Source organism: Zhongshania aquatica (assembly GCF_027257955.1).
GTDB lineage: Bacteria > Pseudomonadota > Gammaproteobacteria > Pseudomonadales > Spongiibacteraceae > Spongiibacter > Spongiibacter aquatica.
Map to the genome: position 1 here is coordinate 51,794 of NZ_JANZNQ010000018.1, position 26,626 is coordinate 78,419.

General features: G+C 48.2%; 19 protein-coding genes and 1 riboswitch. Of the genes, 3 read left to right on the forward strand and 16 right to left on the reverse strand.

The window, feature by feature from the left end; genetic code table 11:
• Positions 1-36: 36 nt before the first annotated feature.
• A complete protein-coding gene (katG, locus tag O9X78_RS15980) occupies positions 37-2,205 on the reverse strand; it encodes a catalase/peroxidase HPI (RefSeq protein ID WP_269620732.1) in 2,169 nt (722 codons plus the stop codon).
• A gap of 207 nt (positions 2,206-2,412) precedes the next feature.
• Here katG and O9X78_RS15985 point away from each other — a divergent pair, with 207 nt between their 5' ends.
• Positions 2,413-2,814, forward strand: coding sequence for a carboxymuconolactone decarboxylase family protein (locus O9X78_RS15985; protein ID WP_269620733.1), 402 nt, complete (start codon positions 2,413-2,415; stop codon positions 2,812-2,814).
• Positions 2,815-2,875: 61 nt separating this feature from the next.
• Here O9X78_RS15985 and atzF read toward each other — a convergent pair whose 3' ends face one another.
• The 10 genes from atzF to O9X78_RS16035 all read right to left on the reverse strand — a co-directional run bounded on the left by atzF (position 2,876) and on the right by O9X78_RS16035 (position 16,011).
• The gene (gene atzF, locus O9X78_RS15990) at positions 2,876-4,675 is read right to left on the reverse strand and encodes an allophanate hydrolase (RefSeq protein WP_269620734.1); all 1,800 of its coding nucleotides are present in this window, start codon (positions 4,673-4,675) and stop codon (positions 2,876-2,878) included.
• Positions 4,672-8,286 (reverse strand): urea carboxylase, encoded by a 3,615-nt coding sequence (uca, locus tag O9X78_RS15995; RefSeq protein WP_269620735.1) that lies wholly within the window; start codon positions 8,284-8,286, stop codon positions 4,672-4,674. The genes atzF and uca overlap by 4 nt, the downstream gene beginning before the upstream one ends.
• Before the next feature lie 105 nt (positions 8,287-8,391).
• Entirely contained in the window at positions 8,392-9,033 is a 642-nt protein-coding gene (locus tag O9X78_RS16000; protein WP_269620736.1) for an urea amidolyase associated protein UAAP2, read from the reverse strand.
• Positions 9,034-9,051: 18 nt separating this feature from the next.
• A complete protein-coding gene (locus tag O9X78_RS16005; protein ID WP_269620737.1) occupies positions 9,052-9,762 on the reverse strand; it encodes an urea amidolyase associated protein UAAP1 in 711 nt (236 codons plus the stop codon).
• A gap of 2 nt (positions 9,763-9,764) precedes the next feature.
• Entirely contained in the window at positions 9,765-10,541 is a 777-nt protein-coding gene (locus O9X78_RS16010) for an ABC transporter ATP-binding protein (protein WP_269620738.1), read from the reverse strand.
• Entirely contained in the window at positions 10,538-11,362 is an 825-nt protein-coding gene (locus O9X78_RS16015; protein WP_219042159.1) for an ABC transporter permease, read from the reverse strand. The genes O9X78_RS16010 and O9X78_RS16015 overlap by 4 nt, the downstream gene beginning before the upstream one ends.
• Before the next feature lie 102 nt (positions 11,363-11,464).
• Positions 11,465-12,508, reverse strand: coding sequence for a putative urea ABC transporter substrate-binding protein (locus tag O9X78_RS16020; protein WP_269620749.1), 1,044 nt, complete (start codon positions 12,506-12,508; stop codon positions 11,465-11,467).
• Positions 12,509-12,569: 61 nt separating this feature from the next.
• A riboswitch (guanidine-I (ykkC/yxkD leader) is annotated at positions 12,570-12,698 on the reverse strand.
• A 205-nt stretch (positions 12,699-12,903) separates the two neighbouring features.
• Entirely contained in the window at positions 12,904-13,869 is a 966-nt protein-coding gene (locus O9X78_RS16025; protein ID WP_269620739.1) for a GGDEF domain-containing response regulator, read from the reverse strand.
• 330 nt (positions 13,870-14,199) lie between these two features.
• The gene (locus O9X78_RS16030) at positions 14,200-14,970 is read right to left on the reverse strand and encodes an acetoacetate decarboxylase family protein (RefSeq protein WP_269620740.1); all 771 of its coding nucleotides are present in this window, start codon (positions 14,968-14,970) and stop codon (positions 14,200-14,202) included.
• Positions 14,971-15,036: 66 nt separating this feature from the next.
• Positions 15,037-16,011, reverse strand: a complete 975-nt coding sequence (locus O9X78_RS16035; protein WP_269620741.1) for a Rieske 2Fe-2S domain-containing protein — start codon at positions 16,009-16,011, stop codon at positions 15,037-15,039.
• Between the two features lie 627 nt (positions 16,012-16,638).
• On the opposite strand from O9X78_RS16035, the gene O9X78_RS16040 reads away from it, so the two are divergent.
• Positions 16,639-21,819, forward strand: a complete 5,181-nt coding sequence (locus O9X78_RS16040; RefSeq protein ID WP_269620742.1) for a hypothetical protein — start codon at positions 16,639-16,641, stop codon at positions 21,817-21,819.
• Positions 21,820-21,916: 97 nt separating this feature from the next.
• Positions 21,917-22,672 carry a hypothetical protein gene (locus O9X78_RS16045; RefSeq protein WP_269620743.1) on the forward strand — a complete coding sequence of 252 codons (756 nt, stop codon included), beginning with the start codon at positions 21,917-21,919 and terminating at the stop codon, positions 22,670-22,672.
• Between the two features lie 178 nt (positions 22,673-22,850).
• Here O9X78_RS16045 and O9X78_RS16050 read toward each other — a convergent pair whose 3' ends face one another.
• The 5 genes from O9X78_RS16050 to istB all read right to left on the reverse strand — a co-directional run.
• Positions 22,851-23,753: a nucleotidyl transferase AbiEii/AbiGii toxin family protein gene (locus O9X78_RS16050; RefSeq protein ID WP_269620744.1), complete on the reverse strand. Its 903-nt coding sequence runs from the start codon at positions 23,751-23,753 to the stop codon at positions 22,851-22,853.
• Positions 23,750-24,511 (reverse strand): type IV toxin-antitoxin system AbiEi family antitoxin, encoded by a 762-nt coding sequence (locus O9X78_RS16055; RefSeq protein ID WP_269620745.1) that lies wholly within the window; start codon positions 24,509-24,511, stop codon positions 23,750-23,752. The genes O9X78_RS16050 and O9X78_RS16055 overlap by 4 nt, the downstream gene beginning before the upstream one ends.
• A gap of 431 nt (positions 24,512-24,942) precedes the next feature.
• Entirely contained in the window at positions 24,943-25,338 is a 396-nt protein-coding gene (locus O9X78_RS16060) for a type II toxin-antitoxin system VapC family toxin (RefSeq protein WP_269620746.1), read from the reverse strand.
• Positions 25,335-25,568 (reverse strand): AbrB/MazE/SpoVT family DNA-binding domain-containing protein, encoded by a 234-nt coding sequence (locus tag O9X78_RS16065; protein ID WP_269620747.1) that lies wholly within the window; start codon positions 25,566-25,568, stop codon positions 25,335-25,337. Before O9X78_RS16065 ends, O9X78_RS16060 begins: the two co-directional genes overlap by 4 nt.
• 384 nt (positions 25,569-25,952) lie before the next feature.
• Positions 25,953-26,626: IS21-like element helper ATPase IstB (gene istB / locus O9X78_RS16070; RefSeq protein ID WP_269620748.1), on the reverse strand; the 674-nt coding region annotated here is incomplete at its 5' end.

Consider the following 26,626-nt stretch of genomic DNA (forward strand, 5'->3'; position numbering starts at 1 on the left):
ACCCGGAATACCGGGTTTTTTATATCTTAAGATAATCTAGACAAGATCAAAGCGATCTGCATTCATCACCTTCGTCCATGCCGCCACAAAGTCATTTACAAATCGAGTTTGGGCATCTGCACTACCGTAGACTTCTGCCACTGCGCGCAATTGCGAGTTGGAACCGAACACGAGGTCAGCTCTGCTTGCGGTCCATTTAAGATCTCCGGTTTTGCGGTCTCGGCCTTCAAACTCCTCCTCGGTTTTCGAAGTCGCCTTCCACTCGGTGCTCATGTCTAATAGATTCACAAAAAAGTCATTGCTGAGCGTACCGACCTTGTTGGTGAATACGCCGTGCTGGGTGCCGCCAACATTAGTGCCCAACACCCGCATACCACCGACAAGCACGGTCATTTCTGGCGCGGTTAAGGTCATCAATTGAGCGCGATCTACTAGCAATGCCTCTGCAGGAACTGAGTAACGACCCTTAACGTAGTTGCGGAAGCCATCGGCAATCGGCTCCAAAGCGGCAAAAGAGTCCACATCGGTTTGTTCCTGAGTGGCATCCATACGTCCAGCCGTAAACGGCACGCTTACTGTCTGCCCCGCATTTTTAGCCGCTTGTTCGATACCGACCCCACCGGCCAACACAATTAAATCGGCCAGTGAGACTTTTTTGCCGCCGCTATTAAAGTCGCTTTGAATACCTTCAAGCACTTTGAGAACCTTGGCCAACTGCGCAGGTTGATTGACCTCCCAGTCCTTTTGCGGAGCCAAGCGAATGCGAGCGCCATTTGCGCCGCCGCGCATGTCTGAACCACGGTAGGTGGCCGCAGACGCCCAAGCAGTAGAGACCAACTCGCCAACCGACAATCCGGCAGCGGCAATCTTTGTTTTTAGGCCAGCGATGTCACTCTCATTCACCAAGGCGTGATCTAGCGCTGGAATCGGGTCTTGCCAGATCAACTCTTCGGTTGGGACTTCCGGCCCAAGGAGGCGCGCGCGCGGCCCCATGTCGCGGTGAGTTAATTTAAACCACGCTCTGGCAAAGGCATCGGCAAACTGATCGGGGTTCTCGTAAAAACGCCGCGAGATCTTCTCGTAAGCTGGGTCGACGCGAAGCGACAAGTCAGTGGTCAGCATCATAGGGACTTTGCGTTTAGTCGCATCGAAGGCATCGGGAATCACACCTTCGCCCGCGCCATTTTTGGGTTGCCACTGATGTGCGCCCGCTGGGCTTTTGGTCAGTTCCCATTCATAGCCAAACAGGTTCTCAAAGAAATTATTACTCCACTGGGTTGGCGTGCTCGTCCACGTCACTTCCAAGCCACTGGTAATGGCATCGGCACCTTTGCCGCTACCGTGGCTGCTCTTCCAGCCAAAGCCCTGCTGCTCAATGCTGCCCGCCTCTGGCTCTGCGCCAACAAGGGCCGCATCACCGGCACCGTGGGTTTTACCAAAGGTGTGACCGCCCGCGATTAAGGCCACCGTTTCTTCGTCGTCCATTGCCATACGCGCAAAAGTTTCACGAATATCTTTCGCTGCCGCCAGAGGATCAGGTTTGCCATTTGGGCCTTCTGGATTCACATAAATCAAACCCATCTGCACCGCTGCCAGCGGATTTTCAAGATCGCGATCACCAGAGTAGCGTTTGTCGTCCAGCCACTTACCCTCAACACCCCAGTAAATATCTAGCTCAGGTTCCCAAATATCCTCGCGGCCACCGGCAAAGCCAAAGGTTTTAAAACCCATGGTTTCTAGCGCGACGTTGCCGGTAAGAATCATCAGATCGGCCCACGATATTTTCTTGCCGTATTTTTGTTTAATCGGCCACAGTAATCTGCGCGCTTTGTCGAGGTTGCCGTTATCTGGCCAGCTATTCAATGGCGCAAAGCGCTGACTGCCGCTGCCCGCGCCACCGCGACCATCGGCAATACGGTAAGTACCTGCGCTGTGCCAGGCCATACGAATAAACAAGGGGCCGTAATGACCAAAATCTGCGGGCCACCAATCTTGGGAGTCAGTCATCAGTGCGGCGATATCGGCCTTTAAGGCCGCAAAATCGAGGCTTTTGAATTCTTCGGCATAGTTGAAATCGTCACCCATCGGATTAGATTTAGCGGACTGCTGGTGTAAAATCTCTAGTGGTAACTGATTCGGCCACCAATCCTTGTTGGTTGTGCCACCACCTGCGGTATGGTTCACCGGACATTTGTTATTCGACATAGCGTTCTCCCTTGAGATGAATAATTTTTCTATCAGTCATAGTTATAGCCCCATGCTAGCGAGCTATCCAACTGTACTTTTCAATCATTACGATAGCTTTTAACTCTTGGACTTACATTGAGGCCACGATAGGCTCGGAATGTTCCTTTATCATGAGCTAGGGCCTGTTACTATCTGCGCATAAACCGCAGCACGAGGAAGCACACCATGCCCGACGACAAGACAAAGAAAATCAAAGACACCGCAGCCGCGCTGTTCAGCGGCTACGCAAACGAAAAGCCCTATGAATTGTGGCTAAGCTTCGACAAGAATCTGGCCAAGGAAATGTCCCGCTTTGTGGTGGGGGATATGTATGCGCGGGATGTACTTCCCAAAACCACTCGCCAATTAGTGGCTATTGCCGCGCTAAGCGCGACGGGCAAACAAGATGAGCTAAAACTCCATATTCACGCGGCCCTGAACGTCGGCTGCACGCCGCGAGAAATTAGCGAATCCATTTTCCAAATAGGCGTCTATGCGGGTTTTCCGGCCATGAATAATGCGCTGCTTACTCTGCGCAATGTTCTGGAAGAAAACGGCCTTTGGCCGCTTGAGCAACAAGAGGACTAAAGATTGCTCCCATCTTGGCAGCCATCCATAGATGATCGCCAAGATGAAAACTCGCATGGATTTATTTTGCCGCGAGATATTTCCGCCAAGCGCCAAAATGACTAATGTCTTCTGCACCGGCCAAGCCGGAGGCTTCGCAGATAAAACCACTTACCTGACTGCCATCTTGCAGTTTGACTTTGCCAATACCGAGCGGCGCTGGAATGCCCGCAACAAAGCTGCCGAACTCGCTAGCAGGCAACGACCACACTTCGACTTCGATAGCACGGCCTTCGCCCTCTGGCGCAATCACCATACCGGGCCTAAACGGTGGGCCACCCGCTAGGGCATACAGTTTATAGTCTGGCGATGACAGGGTTTTAGAAACCAAGGTCGCGCCGCGCTCAATCAACTGCCAGTTCAGCGGCTGGCCTTGTAAATGGGCGCCACACACCGCCACCGAAATACGCTGTTGGTTTTGAACCGGCGCCGTGCTCAATGCCTGATAGTCAGACTGATCCTTACCTAAGGGCAATTTAAACAGTTGCTGTAGACGATTCGCTACCGACAATAGGCGCCGATCAGTAAAGGCTTCACCGACCAAGGTTAAACCAAAGGGGAAACCGCTATCGGTAAATCCGGTTGGCACCGCGACACCGGCCAAGTCGAATAGGTTCATGTAATTAGTGTAATAGCCCAGATTACTGTTCAGGGTAATTGGGTCAGCATTTACCGCCTCGATACTATACGGGCTGCCCGCCGTTGGGGTGAGCAAGCAGTCCACGCCGTCTAATACCGCTGTCGCCGCTTTACGTAGTGCCTTTAGGCGGTATTGTGCTCTAAAGGTATCGACCGCTGATTTATTTTCGCCTGCGCCGATGATAGTACGGGTAACATCCAATAACGCCTCTGGCTGCTTCTGTATCATTGGTGACGTGGCAATAAACCGTTCCGCCACCCACGGGCCTTCGTACAGCAGCCGTGCCGCTTCGATAAAGGGCGCAAAATCGACTTCGACTAATTCCACACCACTGCTGGTAATCGCCGCCAGCGACTTTTTATAGCACTGCGCATAATCCTCGCTGCCGAAAAACGATAACTGCTCTGCAGGCAATACGCCCATTCGAAGCGGCCCCTGCCACTGGCCATAATGCCGCGCGCCATTAGCGAAGGGATTATTCCGGCTGTAAGCGTCTGTCGCATCTTCACCTTCCGCAACGGTGAGAATTGCATTGGCGTCATCGCACTGCAGAGCAAAAATGGTAATGCAATCCAAGGATCGGCACGCTGGCAACATGCCACTGGCAGAGAGCAAACCAATACTGGGTTTCACGCCCACTAAATTATTAAAACAGGCCGGTACTCGGCCCGACCCTGCGGTATCAGTACCCAGCGAAAATGTCGCCATGCCTAAGGCTACCGACACTGCCGACCCAGCGCTGGAACCGCCGCTAATCATGCTTGGGTCGAAGCTATTTTTACAGGCGCCATAGGGTGAACGTGTTCCCACCAAGCCCGTCGCAAACTGATCTAAATTCGTTTTACCAACAGGAATCGCACCCGCATCGATCAACCGCTGTACAACAAACGCCGAACGCTCCGGTGTGTATGCAAAGCTTAGACAAGCCGCCGTTGTCGGTACACCCGCCAAATCAATATTATCTTTGATCGCAAAGGGAATACCGTACAAGGGCAAGGTATCTGGCGAGACAGCGTCCAAGCGCTTCAAATAAGGTTCTAGCTCAGCTGAGCTTAGCTGATGAATCCAAATATTATGATCCTGATATTCTTTGCAGCGCTCTGCAATAGCGGCCATAAGCTCACGAGGTGTCACAGTGGCCGCCGCATAAGCGGCACGTAATTCAGTCAATGAAAGATTCATGACAACTCCTCCAAAATAAGTACAGACTGGCCGGCACTCACCCGCGCGCCCTCGCGTAATAGTTGTTTTTTAACCCGTCCCGCCTGCGGCGCAAATACAGCAATTTCCATTTTCATCGACTCCAGCAACAGCAGCGGTTGGCCAAGCTCAACCACATCGCCCTCCTTCACCAGCAACTGCCAAACACTACCCGCAACAGAACTATCAACGGGAATTTCGCCTTCTTGCAAACTCACAATGTCGGCGGCGGCGTCAATCTCCGGCGCTTCATAATGGAATTGTCCGTCGGCATGCCAACGCGCCAATTCTTCGGCAAAGGCTTGCTCGCGCTTCTCGGTGTGGGTATTAATTTCAGTAGAATTATCTGCCAGCATTTGCTGATAATCCGCGAGCGAAAATTCGCCCTCCTCGATCCGTAATGAATATTTACCTAAGGGGAAATCGTCACGGATTTGCAGCAACTCTTCTTGGCTAACTTCGTAGAAACGAATTTGATCAAAGAAGCGCAGTAAATAAGGTTCGGTAAACTCCGTGGTACGGCGATAACGATTCCACATCTGCAGGGTTCTACCAATAAACTGGTAGCCACCCGGCCCTTCCATACCGTACACACAGAGATAGGAACCGCCGATACCCACCGAGTTTTCAGCTGTCCACGTCCGCGCCGGATTGTATTTTGTGGTCACCAAACGATGACGAGGATCAACCGGCGTCGCCACCGGCGCACCCAAATACACATCGCCCAAACCCATAACAAGATAGGCGGCATCAAAGACGATATCCTTCACCGCATCGATACTTTCAAGACCATTGATACGACGAATAAACTCAAGATTGCTCGGACACCAGGGCGCATTCTCGCGCACCGATTGCTGATATTTCGCAATGGCTTGGCGGCAGGCATCGTCGTCCCAGCTCAGCGGTAAATACACTGTACGAGACGGCACATTTAACTGTTCTAACTGTGTGGAAAGGTGTTTTTCTGCCGAGCTTAATACCGCGAGTAATCCCGCCAAAGAAATAGTTTGGGAATCGTAATGCAATTGCAAAGAGCGAATGCCCGGTGTCATTTCACGCACACCAGTCACTGGATTGTTCTGCAAATATTGCATTAATGCGTGTGCTCTAAAACGAAGGCGAATATCTAATTCCTGCGGGCCATACTCCACTAGCAAAAAGTGATCGCCAGCAACACGGTAAACCACATCATCGCCAACGTCATCAGAACTAAGGCGCTGAACAATAGGCGATGGCAACTCGCTCAAAGGAGCAACAACTGGCGTTTCACCGGACAGTGCGTCAATAGTACTCCGCTGCGCGCGCTCGGCGGCGACCGCGTCATCTACGGTTACCGCAACGAATTTAATTTTATCTCCTGCCCGCAACTGACCAAGCTTCCACAAATCCGCAGTAATGACTGTTGCGGGGCAGACGAACCCACCAAGGGACGGCCCATCGGGGCCAAGAATCACCGGCATATCACCGGTGAAATCTACGGTGCCAAAGGCATAGGCGTTGTCGTGAATATTCGATGGATGCATGCCCGCTTCACCACCGCTATCCCTCGCCCATGTAGGTTTAGGGCCAATCAAACGCACACCAGTGCGGCTGGAGTTGTAATGCACTTCCCAGTTCGCCGCAAAAAACGCCTCTATGTCTGGATCGGTGAAAAAATCGGGCGCACCGTGCGGCCCGTAGATCACGCGCAGACGCCAATCGTTGCTAATCTCTGGTTTGAGCTGTGCTGGAAGCTCCTGCGCTTGCGCGACAGTATCAAGCAACGACAACACATCACCCACTCGCAGGGCGCGGCCGCTATGGCCGCCAAATTGCCCTAGGGTGAAGGTTGAACGCGACCCTAAATATTCCGGACATTGAATACCACCCGCCACCGCCAAGTAACTTCTAGCGCCTTCACTGATACGGCCTAAATTTAGTGTCTGGCCAGCTTCGATGTGAATCACTTGCCACAATGCCAGGGTTTGCCCGTCTGGCCCCAAAGAACCACCAAACAAAGTCGCGGGAATGTTTGCGCCGCCGATCACCACATCGGTAGCCTCGCTAAACTGCAGGCTTGGCCCTTGCAAAGTAATCTCTAAACCCGCCGCACTATCGTCATTTCCCAATAGCCGATTCGCTAAACGAAAAGAATAATTATCGAAGGGGCCAGATGGCGGTACACCGACATCCCAATAGCCGCTACGGCCGGGATAATCTTGAATGGTTGTTTGCGTACCCGCCTGCAACACGTCAATACGGTGTGGCTGCCAAATAAAATCATTCAGGTAGCGGGTGGTGATCAATCCCTCTTTCAACAGAGGATCATTGAGCAAGGCCCGCAAGTAATCACGGTTACTCACAATGCCATAAAGTTCAGTGGCGTTCAGCGCCGCTGCGACACCTTTAAGCGCTGCTTTACGCTCTGGGGCATGGAAAATAATTTTAGCCAGCATGGGATCGAAATACGGCGATACTTCAATACCACTGTCGAGCCAGTGATCTATACGCAAACCCTCGGCCTGAGGAAATGAGACCTTGCTGAGCAAACCTGCGCATGGCTGGAACTGCCGGTAAGGGTCTTCAGCATAAACTCGCACTTGCACTGCATGGCCTTTTGGAACTAGATTTTTCCGCAACTCAGACAGCTCTGGCAAGTCGCCGCTGGCCAGCATTAGCATCCACGCAACAAGGTCGATACCCCACACCACTTCGGTAACGCCATGCTCCACTTGCAGGCGGGTATTTACTTCTAAAAAGTAAAATTCGCGACTGTCTTGATCGTAAATAAACTCGACGGTGCCGGCGTTGCGGTAGTTCACCGCCGACAATAAATCTTCCGCTTGGGTATACAATAAATGACGCACGGAGTCAGGTAAGTTAGGCGCTGGACATTCTTCAACGACCTTTTGATTCCGACGCTGTGCTGAACAGTCACGCTCGCCGATGGCGACTACTTGGCCATAACCGTCGCCAAATACTTGAACTTCTATATGCCGAGCGCGGGCGATAAATTTCTCAAGAAAAACACCGTCGTTTGAAAAATTATTGCCGCCTAATTTTTTAACTTTTTCGAAACCGCTGCGCAAATCCGCCTCATCGTGGCAAACCTGCATACCGATACCACCGCCACCTGCGGTGCTCTTAAGCATGATTGGATAACCTATGCCAGCAGCTTGACTCACCGCACTTTCCAAGTCGCTTAATAAACCGGTGCCCGGTGGCAATGGCACGCCGACGGATTCTGCAATTTCCCGCGCCTTATGCTTCAAACCAAAATCGATCATATGCTGGGCGGTAGGCCCAATGAAGGCAATGCCCGCGGCTTCGCAGTCGCTAACGAAGGCGGCGTTTTCGCTGAGGAACCCGTAACCGGGATGAATCGCCTCCGCGCCACAGCGCTTGGCAATATCGAGGATTTTTTCAACATTTAAATAGGTATCCGCAGCACCGCCGTCACCCAAGCTATAGGCTTCATCGGCATTGCGCACATGCAAGCTGCGTGCATCGGCTTCGGCGTAGACAGACACTGCGGTGATATTAAATTGTTTAAGGGTGCGAATAATCCGCGTTGCGATAGCACCACGGTTGGCAATCAATACTTTCTGGAACATAGCAATCCGGTAACGGGCCGTCCCGTTATGTCATACGACAGTGGCCGTCCACTGAAGATGATTTAAATTAGTCAGACGTCGGGGGTCAGGCGTCTGAGGATCCCTTTACGCATCCCACACCAGGTATTCAATCGGTGTTGGATTATAGGCATTACAGGGATTGTTTAACTGAGGACAATTGGAGATCAAAACGTACACATCTACCAAAGCCTTTAATTCAACATATTTACCCGCGCCGGAAATTCCGTCTGCAAAACTCAAACCTCCGTCTTCGGTCACCGGCACATTCATAAAGAAATTAATATTGTGGCTTATGTCGCGCTTGCTCAAACCGTATTCAGGTTTTTCAGCAATCGCTAACATCCAACTATCTCGACACGCGTGCATACAGCGTTTTTCCAGATCGTAACGCACGGTATTACTCTCCGTGGCACAAGCACCACCGAGGGTGTCATGACGACCGCAGGTGTCGGCTACAATCTCTAGCATGGCGCGATTTTCATTGCTGCGTAGCAGCGACCCGGCCGTTAAATACACATTGTGTTGTTCGCGAATGGTATCGGTGGCGCTGTATCGCTCAGCTGGATTATCAGCACAAAAAAACAGGGTATCCGCTGCCTGATTGCCCTCTAAATCGAGAATACGAAAAGTTTGTCCCGCGCTCACTTTGCCTAGGTAATAATCACCCGCCCAAACCACTTCGCGAAACACGGCAGTATCAATTGATAAATTACTTTCCTTAATCATAAAGCAGTCCTCCCTCCCTCAGCAGCCCAAATAATACAGCGCGTTATTTTTAAAACCGCGACGATTTTCGTCACAGTGATTAAGGCATATATCGTCTTCTGTCATCGGCGCCGCGATACTCAGTTCAACACCAATGCGATGACGGGGATACGCCTCCGCTTTTTGCAACGGATGCGGGCAGGCATGGATCAATACCAATGTATCCATTTCTATTCGCAGGGTCACACTGCTACCGGCAGTGCTCGTATTAGATGCCAAGGACATATTGCCTTCGGCATCGGTCGTCACTTTGCTAAACCAGTTAATGTTTGCCGCCATATCAGCGGCGCCTAAACCGTACTTTGCCAATTCCGTTAGAAAGGCGTCGTAACCATTTTGATGCCAGTCATTGCGATCATTTTGATAATCCCGCGCGCCCCACCGATCAGCAACATGGCTAGCGTGACTATTGCCGCAGACAGTGTCATGCCAACCGTTATCATCAGCGATAACAGACGCAAAAATACGGCCCATATCTGAATACAGGCAATGGCCTTTGGTCAGCTTAAAGGTGTGCTGGCATTTAAGAGTATCTGGCGCGTTATAGCGCTCTAGCAAATTACGTGGGTTGTAAAAAAGCATTCCCGCATTGCCGTCGCCATCCAGATCACGCAGGGTGATCTGTGTGCCACGCCGCAGTTCGATAGACCAGTGGCCACCGGCAGGTATTTCAGTTTGATATTCTTGCATTGTTAGACTTGCTCCGTCTGTCTGCCAAGGGCCAGACTTTCATCAATTTCATCTAATATTTCTTGCTCACAAACACCCACCGGCAAATCATAGGTAATCCCTGCTCCGTAGGCATTGGGTGCGTGCGCATCCACTCGACGCTTATCAAATACCCACAGCCGTGTACCCAAATGAAACCCCTCTTTTAAGTCGTGGGTCACCATAAAGACGGTGAGCTTATGCTTGCGCCATAGATCCAATACCAGCTCATGCATGTCTGCACGAATACCCGGATCTAGCGCACCAAAGGGTTCGTCTAATAATAAAATTCGAGGTTTTAAAATTAAGGCCTGCGCGATGGCTAAACGCTGACGCATACCACCGGACAGCTCATCTGGGTAACGATGCTGCATATGGGTAAGTCCGACAATGTTTAGTAATTCGGCGGCCTCCTGACGAGCGGCCCTTTTTGCCCCGCCGGATAAAAAACCTAAGCGCGTTTTCTCAAAGGCACGGGCGATCACTACATTTTCTAATACGCTTAAGTGGGGAAATACCGAATACTGCTGGAAAACCACACCGCGATTTGCATCCGGCTCCGACGGTATAGGCTTGCCATCTAATAAAATACTACCCTGCGACGGGGTTTCTGTACCCAGGAGCATTTTCAAAAAAGTGCTTTTCCCGCAACCGGAAGCCCCGACCAAGGTAATAAACTCGCCTTCTTTTACCGTGGCGGAAATGTTTTCCAAAATGACATTGTCACCGTAGCGCTTCCAAATATTTTTAATTTCAATCATGACTTACCCTCCTGCTGTGCATGCCAGGGAAAGGCAAAGCGGCTTAGTTGGGCGAGTAAATAATCGATCGTAAATGCCAAGACAGTGACCCACGCTACGTAGGGCAAAATGACATCCATAGACAAGTAACGGCGAACTAAAAACACGCGATAGCCCAAACCGTCAGTTGAGGCAATTGCTTCGGCTGCGATTAAGAACAACCACGCCGAACCAAGTGACAAGCGCACTGCATCGATAAGCCTAGGCATCAATTGCGGAATCAAAACCCGCAAGATAATTTGTCCACTATTGGCACCCAAGGTTTGGGCTTTAACCAATTGTTCTCGGGGAATTTCCAAGGTCCGCTTTTGAATATCTCGGGCAATGAAAGGTGTAACACCAATGGCAATTAGCGCGACCTTTGACACTTCACCCAAACCAAACACAATAAACAAAACCGGCAAAAGGGCCATCGGCGGCACCAGCGACACCACGGTAAGCAAGGGCGCGAAGCTGGCATTTAAAACTGGTAATGCGCCCGTCATTAATCCAAAGAACATACCCAGCGATGCTGCTATTAGCATGCCCAGCCCCAAGCGACGGAGGCTACTCACGGTATCCTGCCAAAACAGGTAATCGCCACTGCGCTTACTCGGTTCAAACGCGAGACGCTGAATAGCGTCGCCCATTTGCGAGAAACTAGGGAGCAACTTATCGGCAGCGTTTTCAGCCAGCCGCGCATCTGACGCTGAAATATACAGCAGAATAATTGCCGCGAATGGCAGCAGAGCTAAGCCGATTCGCCATATTCTCGAGGGTGTAAAATTAATAAGTCGCTTCATAGGTTTCTTGCCTTGTTGACTGTAATTCTTGTGTAAGCTGCTTTGCTCATTTGCGCGGCGATTTCGCCTTGCTCATCGCCGCACAAAGGCCGATCTTCAGCCTTACAACTTACCGTCTGCGGCCATTTGCATATAACTAGGATCAAAGCGGAATTTAATATTTTCGCTATTACCGTATACGCCAGCGGGAGTTTCGATACCGATAAATCCTGCATCCGGCGCCCCTTCACCCAATAGACCGTGGGCAAAAGAGAACTCGGCAACATTTTTCATGGTGGTTTTTAGCGCCGTGCTGTTAGTAAATTCAACCGCGCTGGCTGGGGTGTAAAACATTTTCGTACTGGCTAGCTGCGCTTCATAACCAGCCAAATCGGTTCCCGACGCAGTACCCATTTCAGTTCTTGCGGCAACGCCGGCTTTACCTGAATCACTCATGGTAGCCATGATTTCATACCACGCACCGGTTAAGGCCTTACCTAGGTTTGGATTGGCTTTTAGCACGTCGGTGTTAATCACTAGCAGGTCGATGATTTCACCTGGGATTTGCGAAGAATCGAATACTTTATTCGAACCCGGCATCGTCAAGATTTCACTTAACAACGGATTCCAAGTTGCTACCGATGTCACGCCGGCAGTTGGGAATACCGCAACCATATCGGCGTCAGATGTGTTTACCACAGTGACGTCAGACTCGCTCATACCGACGCTTTCTAGGCCTCGCGCTAGCAGGTAATGAGACACACTGAGTTCGACCAAATTAACTTTCTGGCCTTTGATGTCTTTTAGGTCTTTATAACCTTTCAACACCACGCCGTCGTTGCCGTTAGAGAAGTCACCCACAATCAGCGCGGTACTATCAACGCCGCCCGCAGCGGGAATAGTGAGCGCGTCCATGTTGGTCATGGCACAGGCGGCAAACTCGCCAGTGGTGTATTGGTTAATGGATTCGATGTAATCGTTAATCTGCACAACCTCAATATCGAGATCGTATTTTTTAGCCCATTTGTCCACGATTTTTTGCTCGGCGCCGTAGCCCCAGGGCATCCAACCCACGTAGATAGACCAGCAGATTTTAAAACTGTCAGTAGCAGCGGAAGAGAATGACGAGAACGTCAGGGTAAGCAGTAAAGCGGCAACTCGCTTCATAGGTAAACCTCCAGAGGTTTTACACGGATTCATAGAGCACTCCTGGCGAAATTCGCCGATCGTCTCCCGGGCTTTTGTCCCGCCGTGTAACCTTGTGATTCAGCATAGGTACTGAATGCGCCGAAGGTCGAAAGCTCTCGGACCAGTCACCTCAATTCGTATTGAGATCGGAACCCTAGCTTTCCATTTCCAAATTGTTTTCGTCCAATGTCACCAAGAGTGCGGACATTAGCACTAATACAGGTTTCGTGCCAAGCCCTAAGAAATCCAATATATGGGCTTTTGCGGTAAATAACCGAAATTCAAATATTCACAAAATTTAAAAAACGCACCTAAAGTGATAGGGGTACGCACCAATGTAGGACACTTTTACTGCTGCTTACCGCACTCTAGATTTAGACGAATGTATTAGATTGTATGGAGCAAATTCGATTGCGGCCAAGCAATTTTGATTGATACAGAAATTCGTCCGCCTTTTTTACAACCTCTCCATAATCTCGATATATCGATGTTGAAACAGCGCATTCAAACCCCAAGCTCACAGTAATGATGTCGCTAACATCAGACTTCTTGTGCGCTATCCTAGCGGACTCTACAGACCGACGAATTCGCTCACATACTAAAGCCGCGCTCTCAAAGTCCGCTTCAGGCAATATGCAAACAAATTCCTCACCACCAGTACGCGCGATAAAATCACGAGGACGCTTTAGTGCGGATTTAAGAATTTCAGCTACTTTTCTTAGACAAAAATCTCCCTGTGCATGCCCGTAGTGATCGTTATATTTTTTGAAGTAGTCAATATCAATGACGATTACAGAAAGAGGCAAATCATCTCTTTGACACGACAGCCACTCCTGTTCAGCTCTCTCAACAAAATAACGCCTATTTGGCAAAGATGTCAGTTCATCATACATGGCATACTTTTTTAAGATTATTTGACCATGCTGAGCCTGAACAAGATTTTTAACCCTAGCTTTAAGAATGGACGGATGCACTGGCCGATTCACAAAATCGCTTCCGCCTAACTCGAGCGCTCTCAATTCATCGACTTCCGAGTCGATCCCAGTCAAAAACAAGATCGGAATATCCCTTGTAAGCGGATTACCTTTTATCAACATACACAAGCAATGTCCCGACATACCCGGCATCAAAATATCGGTAATAATTAAGTAGAAATTTACGTTTTCTACAATAGAAATAGCCTCATAAACATCATTTGTAGTAACTACGTCATAGTCCTTACTGAGCAGCAAACTGAGATATTTTAGATTACTATCCTCATCATCGACGATAAGTATTGAAGGACGCTCGCATAATTCAACACGTCCCGAAACAGCTCCATTGTTGACCACACTTTGCACCTAGAATCCTCCACCGGTTTCGCCGCCACAAAGTGTGACACAGTTCACAAAATAGCCAAATCAGCTTTAAATTTGGATATGTAATAGTAACTAGGTACTAGTACGTAGCAACGCTCAGACGCCTTCTGTTACAAGACAAAAACCAGTAAGAGCGTGAGAAAAAACTAGAGTTTCGACGTCTAAGGGATAGAAGTGCCAATCTCAGCAATATGAGGGTACTTGCGTCAGATTCAAAAGAGCTAAATGCCACGGAGAAAATTGTTGTCACGCGACAAGAACAATGAGTGGCAGTCATTCATGAACAACATACCACTCACGACTTTCTTGATATCAGCCCTTCTTAGGCGCACCAAATTCACCTGGCCAGCGCGAACCGCCAATGGTGTCAGCAAAGGGTTGGAAGCCCACTGGATCTAGTGGGCCTTCTAAGGTGATCCGACGATCTAAAAATATGGGCGTCCATAAATGGGCTTCAGGCTCACTGCGCACGGGAAGTTTGCTTGCCACCGGATCCCAAGGACTGTCGTTAAGGGTTAGTTTACCGCTCAACTTCTCGACATAGGCGGTGCCATACTTACTGTATACCCGCACCACATGGGGAGGAAAGTCATAGTCAGTCGACGCCATATCGACACCGCGCAGGCATTTTATCCACCACTCATTTGTTTCAAATTCTGGCGGAATTTCTCCTTCGCCAGTGACCTGACCGCTGTACTCTAAAAAGGTGTAACCGCGATGAGTCACGCTGGCACTGATGTAATCCATTAAGCGGAAATACTTGGTTTCACCGTAATACTTAGGCTGCCCCCAGCGCTCATGGCTACCATAAATGGCCGCTTCCTGATCAATTGCGATTCCCAAGGTGTACTCACCTTCAATACCATTGTAATTGGCATCGATATTTACTACGCAGCCATACTCCGGCTCATTGAGCACAGGGAAATTGTAAACGGTTAAGGTCACCTTCGGTGTTTTACCCGGCGTGATGCCAGGCGGCAATAAGGCGGCAATACTGGCGGGATCAGTAAGATAGCTTATTTTCAGCATCGGCCAATTCAAAATATCGCCCGGCACGCCGACTGGCTTAGTCACATTTGTCATCATCATTTCCTCATTATTATTAGCATTTAAGATTCAGATTTTTGTTCTGCCATTCACAACCTGCCGTTAAGCAACATAGAACTGTTGAAACCATTTACGATACTTGGCGATGGGGCCGTCGCCATCGCATAGTGTTGGATCATCGAGATATACCTTGTTTTCCCAGATAGGAATATCCTGCTCTACCTGATGAACAATCTCATCGCGAAAGGCGTTGGCATAAAGCTTATGCTCATCAGACTGCTGCTTGGGCATACTGAAACAAAAACGCATATGCATGTTTTGGTCATCAATTGGAGTGACCGTACCCATCATCACTATTTCAAATAGACGCGAGAATTTTTGATACGTTTGCCCCGGCCCATAAGACGACGTCACCAAACGGCCCATATCATAGTTTTCGCCACTGCGGTCGATGTTACCGAACTCATCAATGGCCTCAGTTAAACTATCCATCACTGTACTGCGCTGATAACCCTTAATGGTGACTTCACCCACCGGCATTTCTGGTGACGAATGCACAGTGACAAAATGGGCGATATCCACGGCATTCTCACCGGTTTCTTGAATGATGGAATTGATACGCCAATCGTAAACATCCATCGGCGTCCATTCCTGCGAATGAAGCTCAGGATGCACCTCAACCTCCCACAAAGGCTCAATGCTCTCTGGGTGATACCAAGCCCAAATCATCTGATTGCATTCAAGAACCGGATAGCGACCAATAGCTTGCTTGCCGTCAAACTTCGGCGGCATGTTTTTAGCGTAGGGCACCTTGGTACAAAACCCGTCGCCGTTGTATTCCCACGCATGGAACGGACAGCTAATGTTTTCCCCTTTCACCACACCGCCGTGGCCAAGATGCGCGCCAAGATGGGGACAATGGGCATTTAACAATGTAGCTTCACCGGACTCTGTACGAAACAGGACCAAGTCGCGGCCAAAGTACCGTAATGGCTTAACTTCGCTATTTTGTAATTGTGCGGAATATTCAATTGCAAACCAGCCAAAGGGAATTGGCTTGTCATAACGCGTACTCATATTATTCTCCTACCATGGCCCCGAAATAGCGGCGACACCAAAAAAGGTAACTATAGTGTAATAAAAGTATAAGGTATCCATTTTTAGGTCAAGCGGAGATTACATATATATGCATTAAAGATCATTCACTCCAATTGCGTGACGAGTGATGACTAACAGATCAAACAGCATGTTTTATCTCAAGAACAATAGCTGTTTTTGTCACAGATTTGGCACGGATCTCTCACAGATCCGCCACAGACACACTGAAACCAAAAAGTAGAGACGAAAAAAAAGCGCTGCATATATGCAACGCTTTGATTTTCTTCGGAATTTGATGGTGGGCCGTGATGGATTCGCCAATTGGTTAAAAGAAAATTTTTGTTGCCATCTATTACCAATCAAGAATTTTTCTAGATATTTATAAACCACTTTAAACTCACATAAATCATTGTAAAATATAGTTAATTACTATTAATTACGTATTTATTTGTATAATCCAATTGATATTACCATACTATTGCTCTTCAATATAATAAATACGTAATAGTGGTATTTACGATTTCGACGTGCCGCCATGTTAGTTTTTACATCAAGCTCCACACCAATTGGTAGGTTTTCCAAGCCAGAAAATAGAGACCTGCCCTAATGGAATCCACTTTATTTCCTAGTCACGACATCCTCCCCCCAGGACTAAACTGGCACGAGAACATTGACCCCTATTTTGCGAATGCCGTAAGTAAAGAGGTAGAAGCATGCACTCACCTCTTCCGCGATCAATTTGATCAGGAAGAGCAAAAATGCCTATTGCTTGCTAGCAAGAACCTTCGCCGGCACAGCACGAAATGGCCACACATCAGACCCGGCCGAGCCGGAGAGCACCGCCAAATAAACTCTAAAAACTCACCAATTTATGTATGCCTAGATCCAGATCCTGGCAGCGAAGCTGAGCCATCTCAGGACACAGTATCAGCTGAGCGCTTCGTTCGGCTTTTGATTTTAAAGCACGTATTAGGGCATATCAGCCTATCAAAATCCCAGCTCAAAGACGCAGAAATAATCTGCCGTCGATTGCGTTTTTCTGTAAAAAGCGACTCCAGTGACGCCTTTTACGGCTGGAGTTCAAGCCGCTATGTTGACCTTACCAATCAGCTCGCGCCGCTAATAATTAGTCGCGATTGGACGGAATTAAAGACACGCACGGATACTTTAAGTACCAATCAAGACTATGGCAGGAATCTTCAGATACGACTCAAGAACTTATCCTCCCTAGTAGACCTAATTATTCATCAACTACCCCGAAAGAAAGCACTCAGGGGAGGCAATCGTCCCTCAGCGATTAAAATCCTAAGCAAACCGCCCTTCATGTCGGCTCCCATCGATACAAATGCTCCGTCCGAAGGGCCATCTGGCACTATAGTTTCACTCAATCCTGATACACGTGCACCAATACAGAAAGAGCGCCCACTTCGTGCATTGGCGGTTAGAGGCGCCTCAATTCGTCTAAATGGACTTTGGGCCTACCAAGATGACCAAGCACTTATCGACGCTGAAGCTCGGGCCTGTATGTCGTGGCTCCTAAAACGCCAACCGGTAACCCTGGCCGAGAACATAGCGCGCCATTTATGGGTTTTAAGCGGGGTCTCATTATTCCAATTTGACAACATCCTCGTTAGCTTCACGGGGCCACTTCCAAATATTGATCCCAATCCGCATTTGGATATCAAAATCAACGGGGATCGAATAGAAATCACCTACGATCTAATTGCAGCAGATCATTTTGAGTCGCCACCTCCGAACACCGCAGGCGCATTCCATCCGACCCAACAAACAATAACTCGCCACATTGGCGTACACGCCCCAGAGCTAGACTTCACCTGCCTAGAGGAACTGCGAAAAATACATAGTAAGGGCGACCCACTTCTGAAGGACGTCATCAACGCGAAAAAATCTATTAACGATGCGATAAGAGAAAACGTATGCGATCATTTCACAAACGATCACTTTAGAGGCTCATTTTTTCTAAAGCTATTCGCGCAAACACAGGATTTACCTCTGGTTCAGATGGTGTCTGCTGATGCAGCTGGTGCCAGTACTGCAGCACTCCACTATATCGCGCTACCGCAATCGTATATCCAAGCAAAGGTAGACGCCGCAACGATTGCGCTTTATCCAGGACTTATTTTCCCAGTTGAGCTCTCCAATACACTACCGCTGGTAGGTGCACCTACTTCCGCACTAGACCCCAACCTGTTGCACGATATGGCTAAACGGCTAGAGTCAAACCTGTATACCGCCATAAACACATCGCAACCCGTGCAGACAGGCCTGCTAGCAACCCACAAGGCCCTTATCGACCGGTTGGGCGTACTATTACTGCTGGTCACCGCGAACAGGAACCAAGCAGACTTTGCCGATATGACACTAGATCAAATATGTCTTGATCTAGGCTTTATCATTTTCCACGACAAGGGAAGCAACCCTGCCATATTTAGACGTGTTGCTGCTATTCCTGCTTTTGTTATTCAGGAGATCCTTAGATACCTTTACCATTTGCGGAAAATGGGTGATTTTTTTCGGCGTCACAAAGATAAAGACACCCAAGATGCAGCCAAATACCTTCGTGAGGTTGCCAGCGGGGAAAGGCCTTTACTGTTCACGTTACGCACGAAGTACGACAAACAGCTGGAACGCTCGATACTCCATTTCGATAAATGGAATGGCCGCGAGATTATCCGTAGCCACCTCGGCCCAAATATCCCCGGCGACATCTGCCGCCACGTATTCGGTTCATATCCACGCGCGCATCTCCCGTTCCCCGCCGCGCTTATTGAAGCCCAAATGGGCCACCAAATTGGCTACGACTGGCTAGGTAACGAAAGCGTCATTGATATTCCAGGTTTCGTACGTGAGATATCGCCCCACCTGAACGCCTTATTGGAATTATGCGGGTTTGATACCAGCTCAAAACCTACGACACCTATCAACATAGAAGATTACCAAAGAGCCACACCGGATTGGCGAGAACTCGGACAGAAAACCAACGAAGTTTACCGCCAAGACGGTGATCGCGTCCGTAATATGACAAAAGTGCCCAGCCGCAGATACCAGGGCACGCTCAAGCAGCGCATCACTACCCTAATACTCGAACTATTGGAGATTAATAACATAGGGGAGATTCCGAAGGGGTATGTGCTGACCGAAAATACCGCCAAACTACTTTACAACCAAGTTTTAAGCTCCACACCCGGCTCTCCCTATTCACTATACTGCGCGGCGAACTACTTGCGGCGCTACCTAAAAAGCCTAAAGGCCCACCACCAATGGAAATTAAACCTCCCACCCGCGATATTCTGGGATGTTAAACAGCCCATCCGGGTTACCGAGTACCACATCACTGCATATAAAAACCTAGTACAACTTAGGAAAAATATTAACGACCGATGGCGATCCCCCAAATCAAAAGGCCAATTATCTTATGGCGATATCGGACTTACTATATTCATTTTCGGCGGGGCCGGCTCTATCGAGGAAACCTATTTAATACTCGAAAATGCTCAGCAATATCAGGTTTCGCCTTCATGTGACGCACTAATTATCCCAATACCCATTACCGGCAAGAGTGGCCAGATCGCATGGGAATCTAGAACGATCACAGGCATCGCAATGGCCGCATTAATCGGCTGGATCGCGACCGAGCATAAACTCAATGGCTTCAAGCGTTTTGAAAAGTCAATTACCAGCGCCCTGCCATCGGAATGGAAATGCACAATACACGAGCTGGAAACACTCATCCAACTCGGAAGACGCGTTGAGCTTCCCCCCATATTAGCCGACATGGAATCCGGAAAATTAATTGCTCGCGCATTGCCCGCCACAAGACTTTCACACTATCTTGCGGATAGTGGCGAAAATTCGCCGATTGACATTGAAATCCTGATAAAAGACCGAGTTAAATCCGCTTTAGCCTCCAAGAATGAGCCAATAGACCGAAACTTCACGAACTCGTTTAAGGCGTTGCTGACATTAATTAAGGAAGATAAAAAAAATAGGCTAAGAGACCGAATTGCAATTCGTCAATTTCTAAACAATGACGACCAATACCAGCTAATCCGCCTCCTTGGCGAGTGGGCAATCTGCCTCTGCGGCGATGAGGCGAACTGGCAAATAGGCGGGCCACTTTCAAGTGGCACCATTATTAATTACCTAACACTCGCACGCTCGGTCCTATCACCGGCACTACTAGGGCTAGACATTTCCGCCTTTGACGGCGATGAATTAGAGGCACTAATTACCGATCAGCTGTCAGATTTCGAGCAGCTAGAGTCAGACAAGCCTTTTGTTATTTCCCGAATGTTCAGTGAAATTGCTGAGATCTGCGAAATTCCAAAACTCTTACTTCCTTACTCTAAAAACAAAAAAGGCCTGAAGCTTTGTATCGACGCGAACATCATTACTCCAATGGAGTCACTATATGCCCAGAATCAGTTGAGAACCTGGGCTGGCTCTACTTTCGTGTCGGCGCGAACATCCTGTGCATTAAACGAAGCCGCCGAGTTAACTTCGCTAGGCAACGAACAAGGTACTCGAAAATCTGAAGGAGCCTATTTAATGCAGCGTGACGTGACGGATATAGAGGATAAAATCGCAATCTTCATACGATCAAACCACTATCGATCACCCAAATCAGAGTCGGGGCGCAGGCGCTTGATATTTGATAAGGACCAGATGAAAACCTCGATTCCAATTGATCATAATGCAAAGCGAACCGACTTAGTTTATCAAAATATTCAATCGCGCAACCTAGGTTTCGACCCGTTCTCAGCGATCTCCCTCGCCTTAAAAATTGCAAGTAGCGACAAATCTGCCGTACCGCATAGGCAAAGGCACTTTAAAGCCTCCGATAGCGCCGACGTATTTACGCAGGAGAAGTCATTCGTTGAGAAAATCCATTACGTTTCCAAAATCATAGTGTCTATAGGACATTCGAGCTACCGTACAACACTGAATCACTACACCCATACAGCCCATCATGTCATGGCAATGGAGTATAGTCCCCGAATGGATTCATTCAGCTCCACAGTAATCAGCAACCTAATTGGCGGAGAGATACCAAATCTTCCTCAGAAATTATCGACGGCAAAAAAAATAGGGGAGCCATACGAGTCGTGTCTGTTTCGCCTAGTCGGATTCTCCCCATCCACATTTGTATATGACAAGCCACTTGTTCAGGCAACTCCCAAAAAAATTCTGTCTAAAGGGTTCTCGCTTATAGATGCCATTGATTTTCTGCATTCGCTATTTGCATACAAGTACATAAGCCCTGAACACGCTAAAAATTTACCTGAGGCCTATCGACTTAAACTTTTGGAAGGCGTTCGCAAGGCTCAGCGGATAGCGAGAATTCAACTTGTCTCTGAACAACGCATTGCAGTACTTATTGAAAATCCATCTACTGGGTCAATAAAAGGCGCAAACAACCGGCGGCTAATTGATAAAATCGCTTTCGATACATGGCGAAAAAAAGCCAGACATTTGCCACAGGATTTTGACGATATCCATGCGGCCACATCTGAAATTTATAGGCGAAGTGCCGGTCTCAACATAACCAATCGCAGAATTAGCTGGGCATTTATCGACGATACCGACGCTGATTTCGTGTGCAAGGCGCTAGAATCTATAGGCTTGCCACTATCGCTCACACAAGGATCTGACGGCGATTGGAAAATTTTAGAAAAAGGTATGGAACAAGATATTTCAGCCAGAACGATACAGGCATTACTATTGTCATCACTGGCATTAGCCGTAACCACACGTAAAAATATTTAAAATATCGGTAAATTGTACCTTACAGGGTACATTTAGAGGCAAAGAAAAATTAAATGCGTTATAGAATAGGTGTTCTCAAAAATTAAGAGGACATGTTATGGCTACCCGGATTAGCGAACGGATCGAAATTGAATCTCTATCCAAGTGCACTACGGACATTGGACGAGCTGTTGATGCAATACAATCGGCTTATGCCATCACTGCGTATAATTCAACAAACCCATACAAGGTAAGGATTGGCGTTCAACTATCAAAAAGCACCAAGCATACAATCCAACAAAATAAATCTAACGAAAATCAGCAGCTATTTAACTCAAGCGATCAAAAGCCGTCGATATATTCACTTTCTAAAATAAAATTACCAGCAGAATTCAGAGGGGTCAAACCCCTTATCGAGCTAATTGCATCTGGTAAAATAAATGTTTTGGTAGACGGAAAAGAAATCCAGCTTGAACCAAAAATTAAACTCGCCAATAACGGTTCAAAAAATACTGAGGTTAAGGTAATAACTGCTGAAACCTTCAACAACCCTCTTAAAGGCATATTTTCTCTCGATTTTAAAAATAGGCGTGTATTCGCTAATTTATACAACAGCGGAACAAAAACAGTAATAATTCATCTCGGAGAAAAGTCAAAAAAATTGATTGAATATTTTTCAAAAACGGTTATCGACCTTAAAATCGATTTCTACTTGGATCATAATGATAATCCATCATACAGCATGAACGATTGTGAATTCGAGAAACTACTTACCGCAATCATTATCGACATGTTCAACTCTGACTTATTCCCTCAGCACAGCGCATTAATTCACGAAGTAATCGAACAGTGTCGGCACCTACACCAATTATAAAGATGGCCTACGTAGCTATGCGGATTCCATTCCGAAGTCCACAATACCAAGATGCATCTAGCAAACCCTGAGAGGTTCTGGATGCTTGCGCCGAGTAGTCACGTATAATCTCAGATTGAAAGTAGATGTAGATTTTCACCCCCTTACATCTTGCGCCATTTCTTGTTTATGTCGGCTTTTATTTAGCTCGCAATATGCGTTCCAATTGCTGAAGCTGATTAACGTATTTATCGCAGTCACGTTCCTTCAGAGCAGCTAGATTCTGAAGCTTCCAGCGCAACGCTGGGAAATCAGCCCAAGGGTACTCTGACCAATCGGGCTCCAAACAATTAAAAGCCAACAAAAACGCTTTTTCACTGGCGGTAAGATCAGCGCGAATGGCGCTAATCAGCCTCGTACGAGTTAGCTCGAAATCCTCGTAACTAAAGGGTACTGCACTCATGCCTTCAAACTGATTTTGATATGCCGCACGTTGATCCAATAAGTTAGGGTCAAGCAATTCGTACGTCGGGCGATTGCTAGCCATCAAACTAAACAGCAGCCCCTGGCGAATATCCCGTGTGAGCCCCTCATTATCGAACAATAATTTCACATCAAATAAATCCCTCGGATGCTGACGATCCAGTGCAGCACACAGTTTGCCACCATAAAGCTGTGCAAGCGGAACAATGGGCACCACACAAAACGCATCAAACTCGCCCTGAGCGAAGTCACACAGAGGCCGCAGACTAGATTCGCCTAACAAGCCACGCCCTACGGTGTTCACCTCAATTTTAATCAGGACACCACCGGCATCGAGCTGGAGCTTACAAATATCAGGTCTATGCTCAACTCTTATTGCCCGGCGCAATGCCTCTATGCGCATTTTAATATTCAATAAGGCGTCATTTATGGCCGCCAGCGATTCAGATCTGCCTGCAATTTGGATATACGTTAAATCAATGTCCACCGATAACCTTGGCATATCCCGCACAAACAGATTAATCGCCGTTCCGCCATGCATTGCAAAACAGGCTTCCTTTGCCACTTCGGGCAAGACATCGAGCAGAAGCCTGACTTGACGCTTATATATGTCATTCATTCAGCGACCTCTAGCTCTTTCGGTACCGTTATCTGGTACTTCGACACATAGGTGCCGCCGTTTACGATCGCACGCTTGCCGCTGCCGAGATCAATGCGCTCAAGATCCAAATAACTGACCCACTGATGACCTGCCTTTTCCGCTAAATAGAGAAATAGACGTTTCACTTTGATGGAGGTGCAGGCCTCCAACAACGGCTGAACCGAGGCTGGTCGTAAATTATTCAAGCCGGCCATCAGCTCGTAGACTTCCAATAGTGGTTGAGTTTTTGGGGCCAAGTATAGGCACTCCATTATTGCCCTGGCAGGACCCGATACGTTGACACTGAAGTTTTTATGGTAGATATCAACCAGCCCCAGTGCCGATGGCAGAAAAGATGTTAGCTGGCAGCTCACATTGACACCCCAATCTCTCTTTTTAAACCACAGAGGCGGCGCATCGCCTGCAGCCGCAAAGAGCTGTACAGACTTGGTGGCCAGCGAAAGATAGTGCGACTTACCCTGAAGCGCTAAGGCCGTTTTAGCCGCTGGATGTACCGACAAGCCTAACTGGGTTTGAAGCGCGTAAACGCCCCCTAGGTAATCTACCTCGTCGTCGTGGCGTATTATTGCGCCAGTCCCGATAGAATCAAACCATCCACTTTTTTTGTACTGCTTTAGGAGTTCGGGACTGTAGCCCTCCCGTGTCAGCCATGCGACTGCCAGAGCCGTACCTGTAGGTTGACGGTTGAGTAATCGGTTTATTTTAGATTGTTTCATGGTCTTCATAATACCAGTATATGTAAAATTATAAACCAAAACAATAGTAATGGTTTATAATTATATCCATCTTGGTATATTTGATACTCAAATAGTATAAATTATAAACCTACGATTGGCACTCAAGGTGAAAATGAGAAACTGCTTACCGCAATCTTAATCGACATGATCAACTCTGATTTATTCCCTCAGCACTGTGAATTAATTGACGAAGTGATCGAAAAGTATCGGCGCCAACACCAATTGAACTGATGGCATGCGTAGTTGCGCGGATTCAAATCTGAAGCACATTTTGGACTTCCCCGCGCAATACAGGCAGGGAAGTCCAAGACACATATTTACATCCGCTCTTCTTTAAATTATGACTTGAAAATAGTTTTCACACAGCCTGGGGTAATAAGCGGACAGTCAACTTAGTTCGCTGCTTTGTATTAGAGGAGTGCGACGCCCTCAAGACGTGCGGCTTTTTTGTCAAAGGTTACCAGAGGAAGGTTATTTTCAGCGCTGCTCAAACCAAGGTGCAGGCAGTCTGCGAAATCGGCGTTGCCTCGACGATAATGATTGATCGCTCTCTCTATCGCCAGTTCAAGCTGAAAGACCACTTCGCTAGTCTCCAAAAGCGACACCAGAGCCTTGATGATGGAAGGCTTTGGCATTGAATAGCGGGATCTAAGAACCCACTCTAGCTCAAGCACTACAGTTACCGGAATAAAGAGACGTTCCCCACCTTCGATGGCCGACTGCAACATAGCCTTGACCTTAGCCACCTGACGAGCATCATCTTTAACCAGCCAGCGGACGAGAATATTTGTATCCAGGCTTCTCACTTGTCTTGCCCGATACTCATATCTTCAATACTGACTTTTGTATTAGTTGGGTTGCTATCAGAGAGGCTTCCTTCCAAATCAAGGATAGATTTGTTTTTTGCGCGCATTATCACGGTGCCGTCTTCAAGGGTATTGAACACAACCCGTTCGCCAGCGTGCAGCGACAGAGAAACCCTAATATCGACAGGAATAGTGATCTGGCCTTTGCTTGTTACCGTAGATTCGGACATTAATGAGCCTCCTTACATATCTCATTATAGTAAGGCTGCATGCAAGATGAGTCAAATAGATCTCTGAGTTGGATGTTCCGGCCATAATATGGGTGAATTCATGGCCATATTATGGGTAAAACCCCGCTGCGAACTGGAATCCATACCGCAAAAGACGCTCCTTTTTCCCCCTGTGTAGATTTGCATCTCATATTGGCTCTCTAGTTGCACAAAAAGGTAACCCGCTATAATCAGCTTAAGCCATTGAACGAACTGCGTCTTTTGTGCGTTAAAGTGGGTCAGGTCATCCTGTGCGTATTTTTGTAACTATGAACACTGAATTTTGCGAAGCGTGAACACCTGCACCCTTCCTTTTTGCAGGCACCGCTATTTAACGCGAAGTGTTCACAGTGGGTCAACGCTATGATGAATTTTGCGCATGGATTCGCCCTTGAGTTGTAACTTTGTCGCGTTATGGAGCAGGCGGTCGAGAATGGCGTCGGCGAGCGTCGGTTCGCCGATGGCCTCGTGCCAATGAGTGGATGGTAGTTGGCTGGTGATGAGTGTTGCGCCGCGCCCGTGGCGATCCTCGACCACTTCGAGCAAGTCATTGCGCTGCTGCTGGGTCAGTATGTCCAAGCCCCAATCATCAATGATGAGCAGCTCGGTTTTTGCCAGTTGGGCTAGGAGTTTGCCGAAGCTACCGTCGCCATGCGCCACGGTGAGCATTTCAAATAACCGACTGGCGCGGAAGTAACGGACTGAGAATCCGTGCTCGCAGGCGGTTTGACCCAGCGCACAGGCTAAGAAGGTTTTCCCCGTGCCGGTGGCGCCCTCAATCAAGAGATTACGATGATGGCGTATCCAATCCAGCTGTAGCAGTTGCGCTAATGTGTCTTTGTGCAAGCCGCGACGGGCGCGGTAATCAATGTCGGCGGGGTGGGCATTAAGTCTCAATTTAGCCTGTCTCAGTAAGCGGACAATTTTACGGTTGTCTCGGCAAGTAGACTCACTATTGACCAGTAAGCTGAGGCGCTCGAAGAAGCCCAGCTCCTCGTAGGTGGTGGGTTGATCCAGTT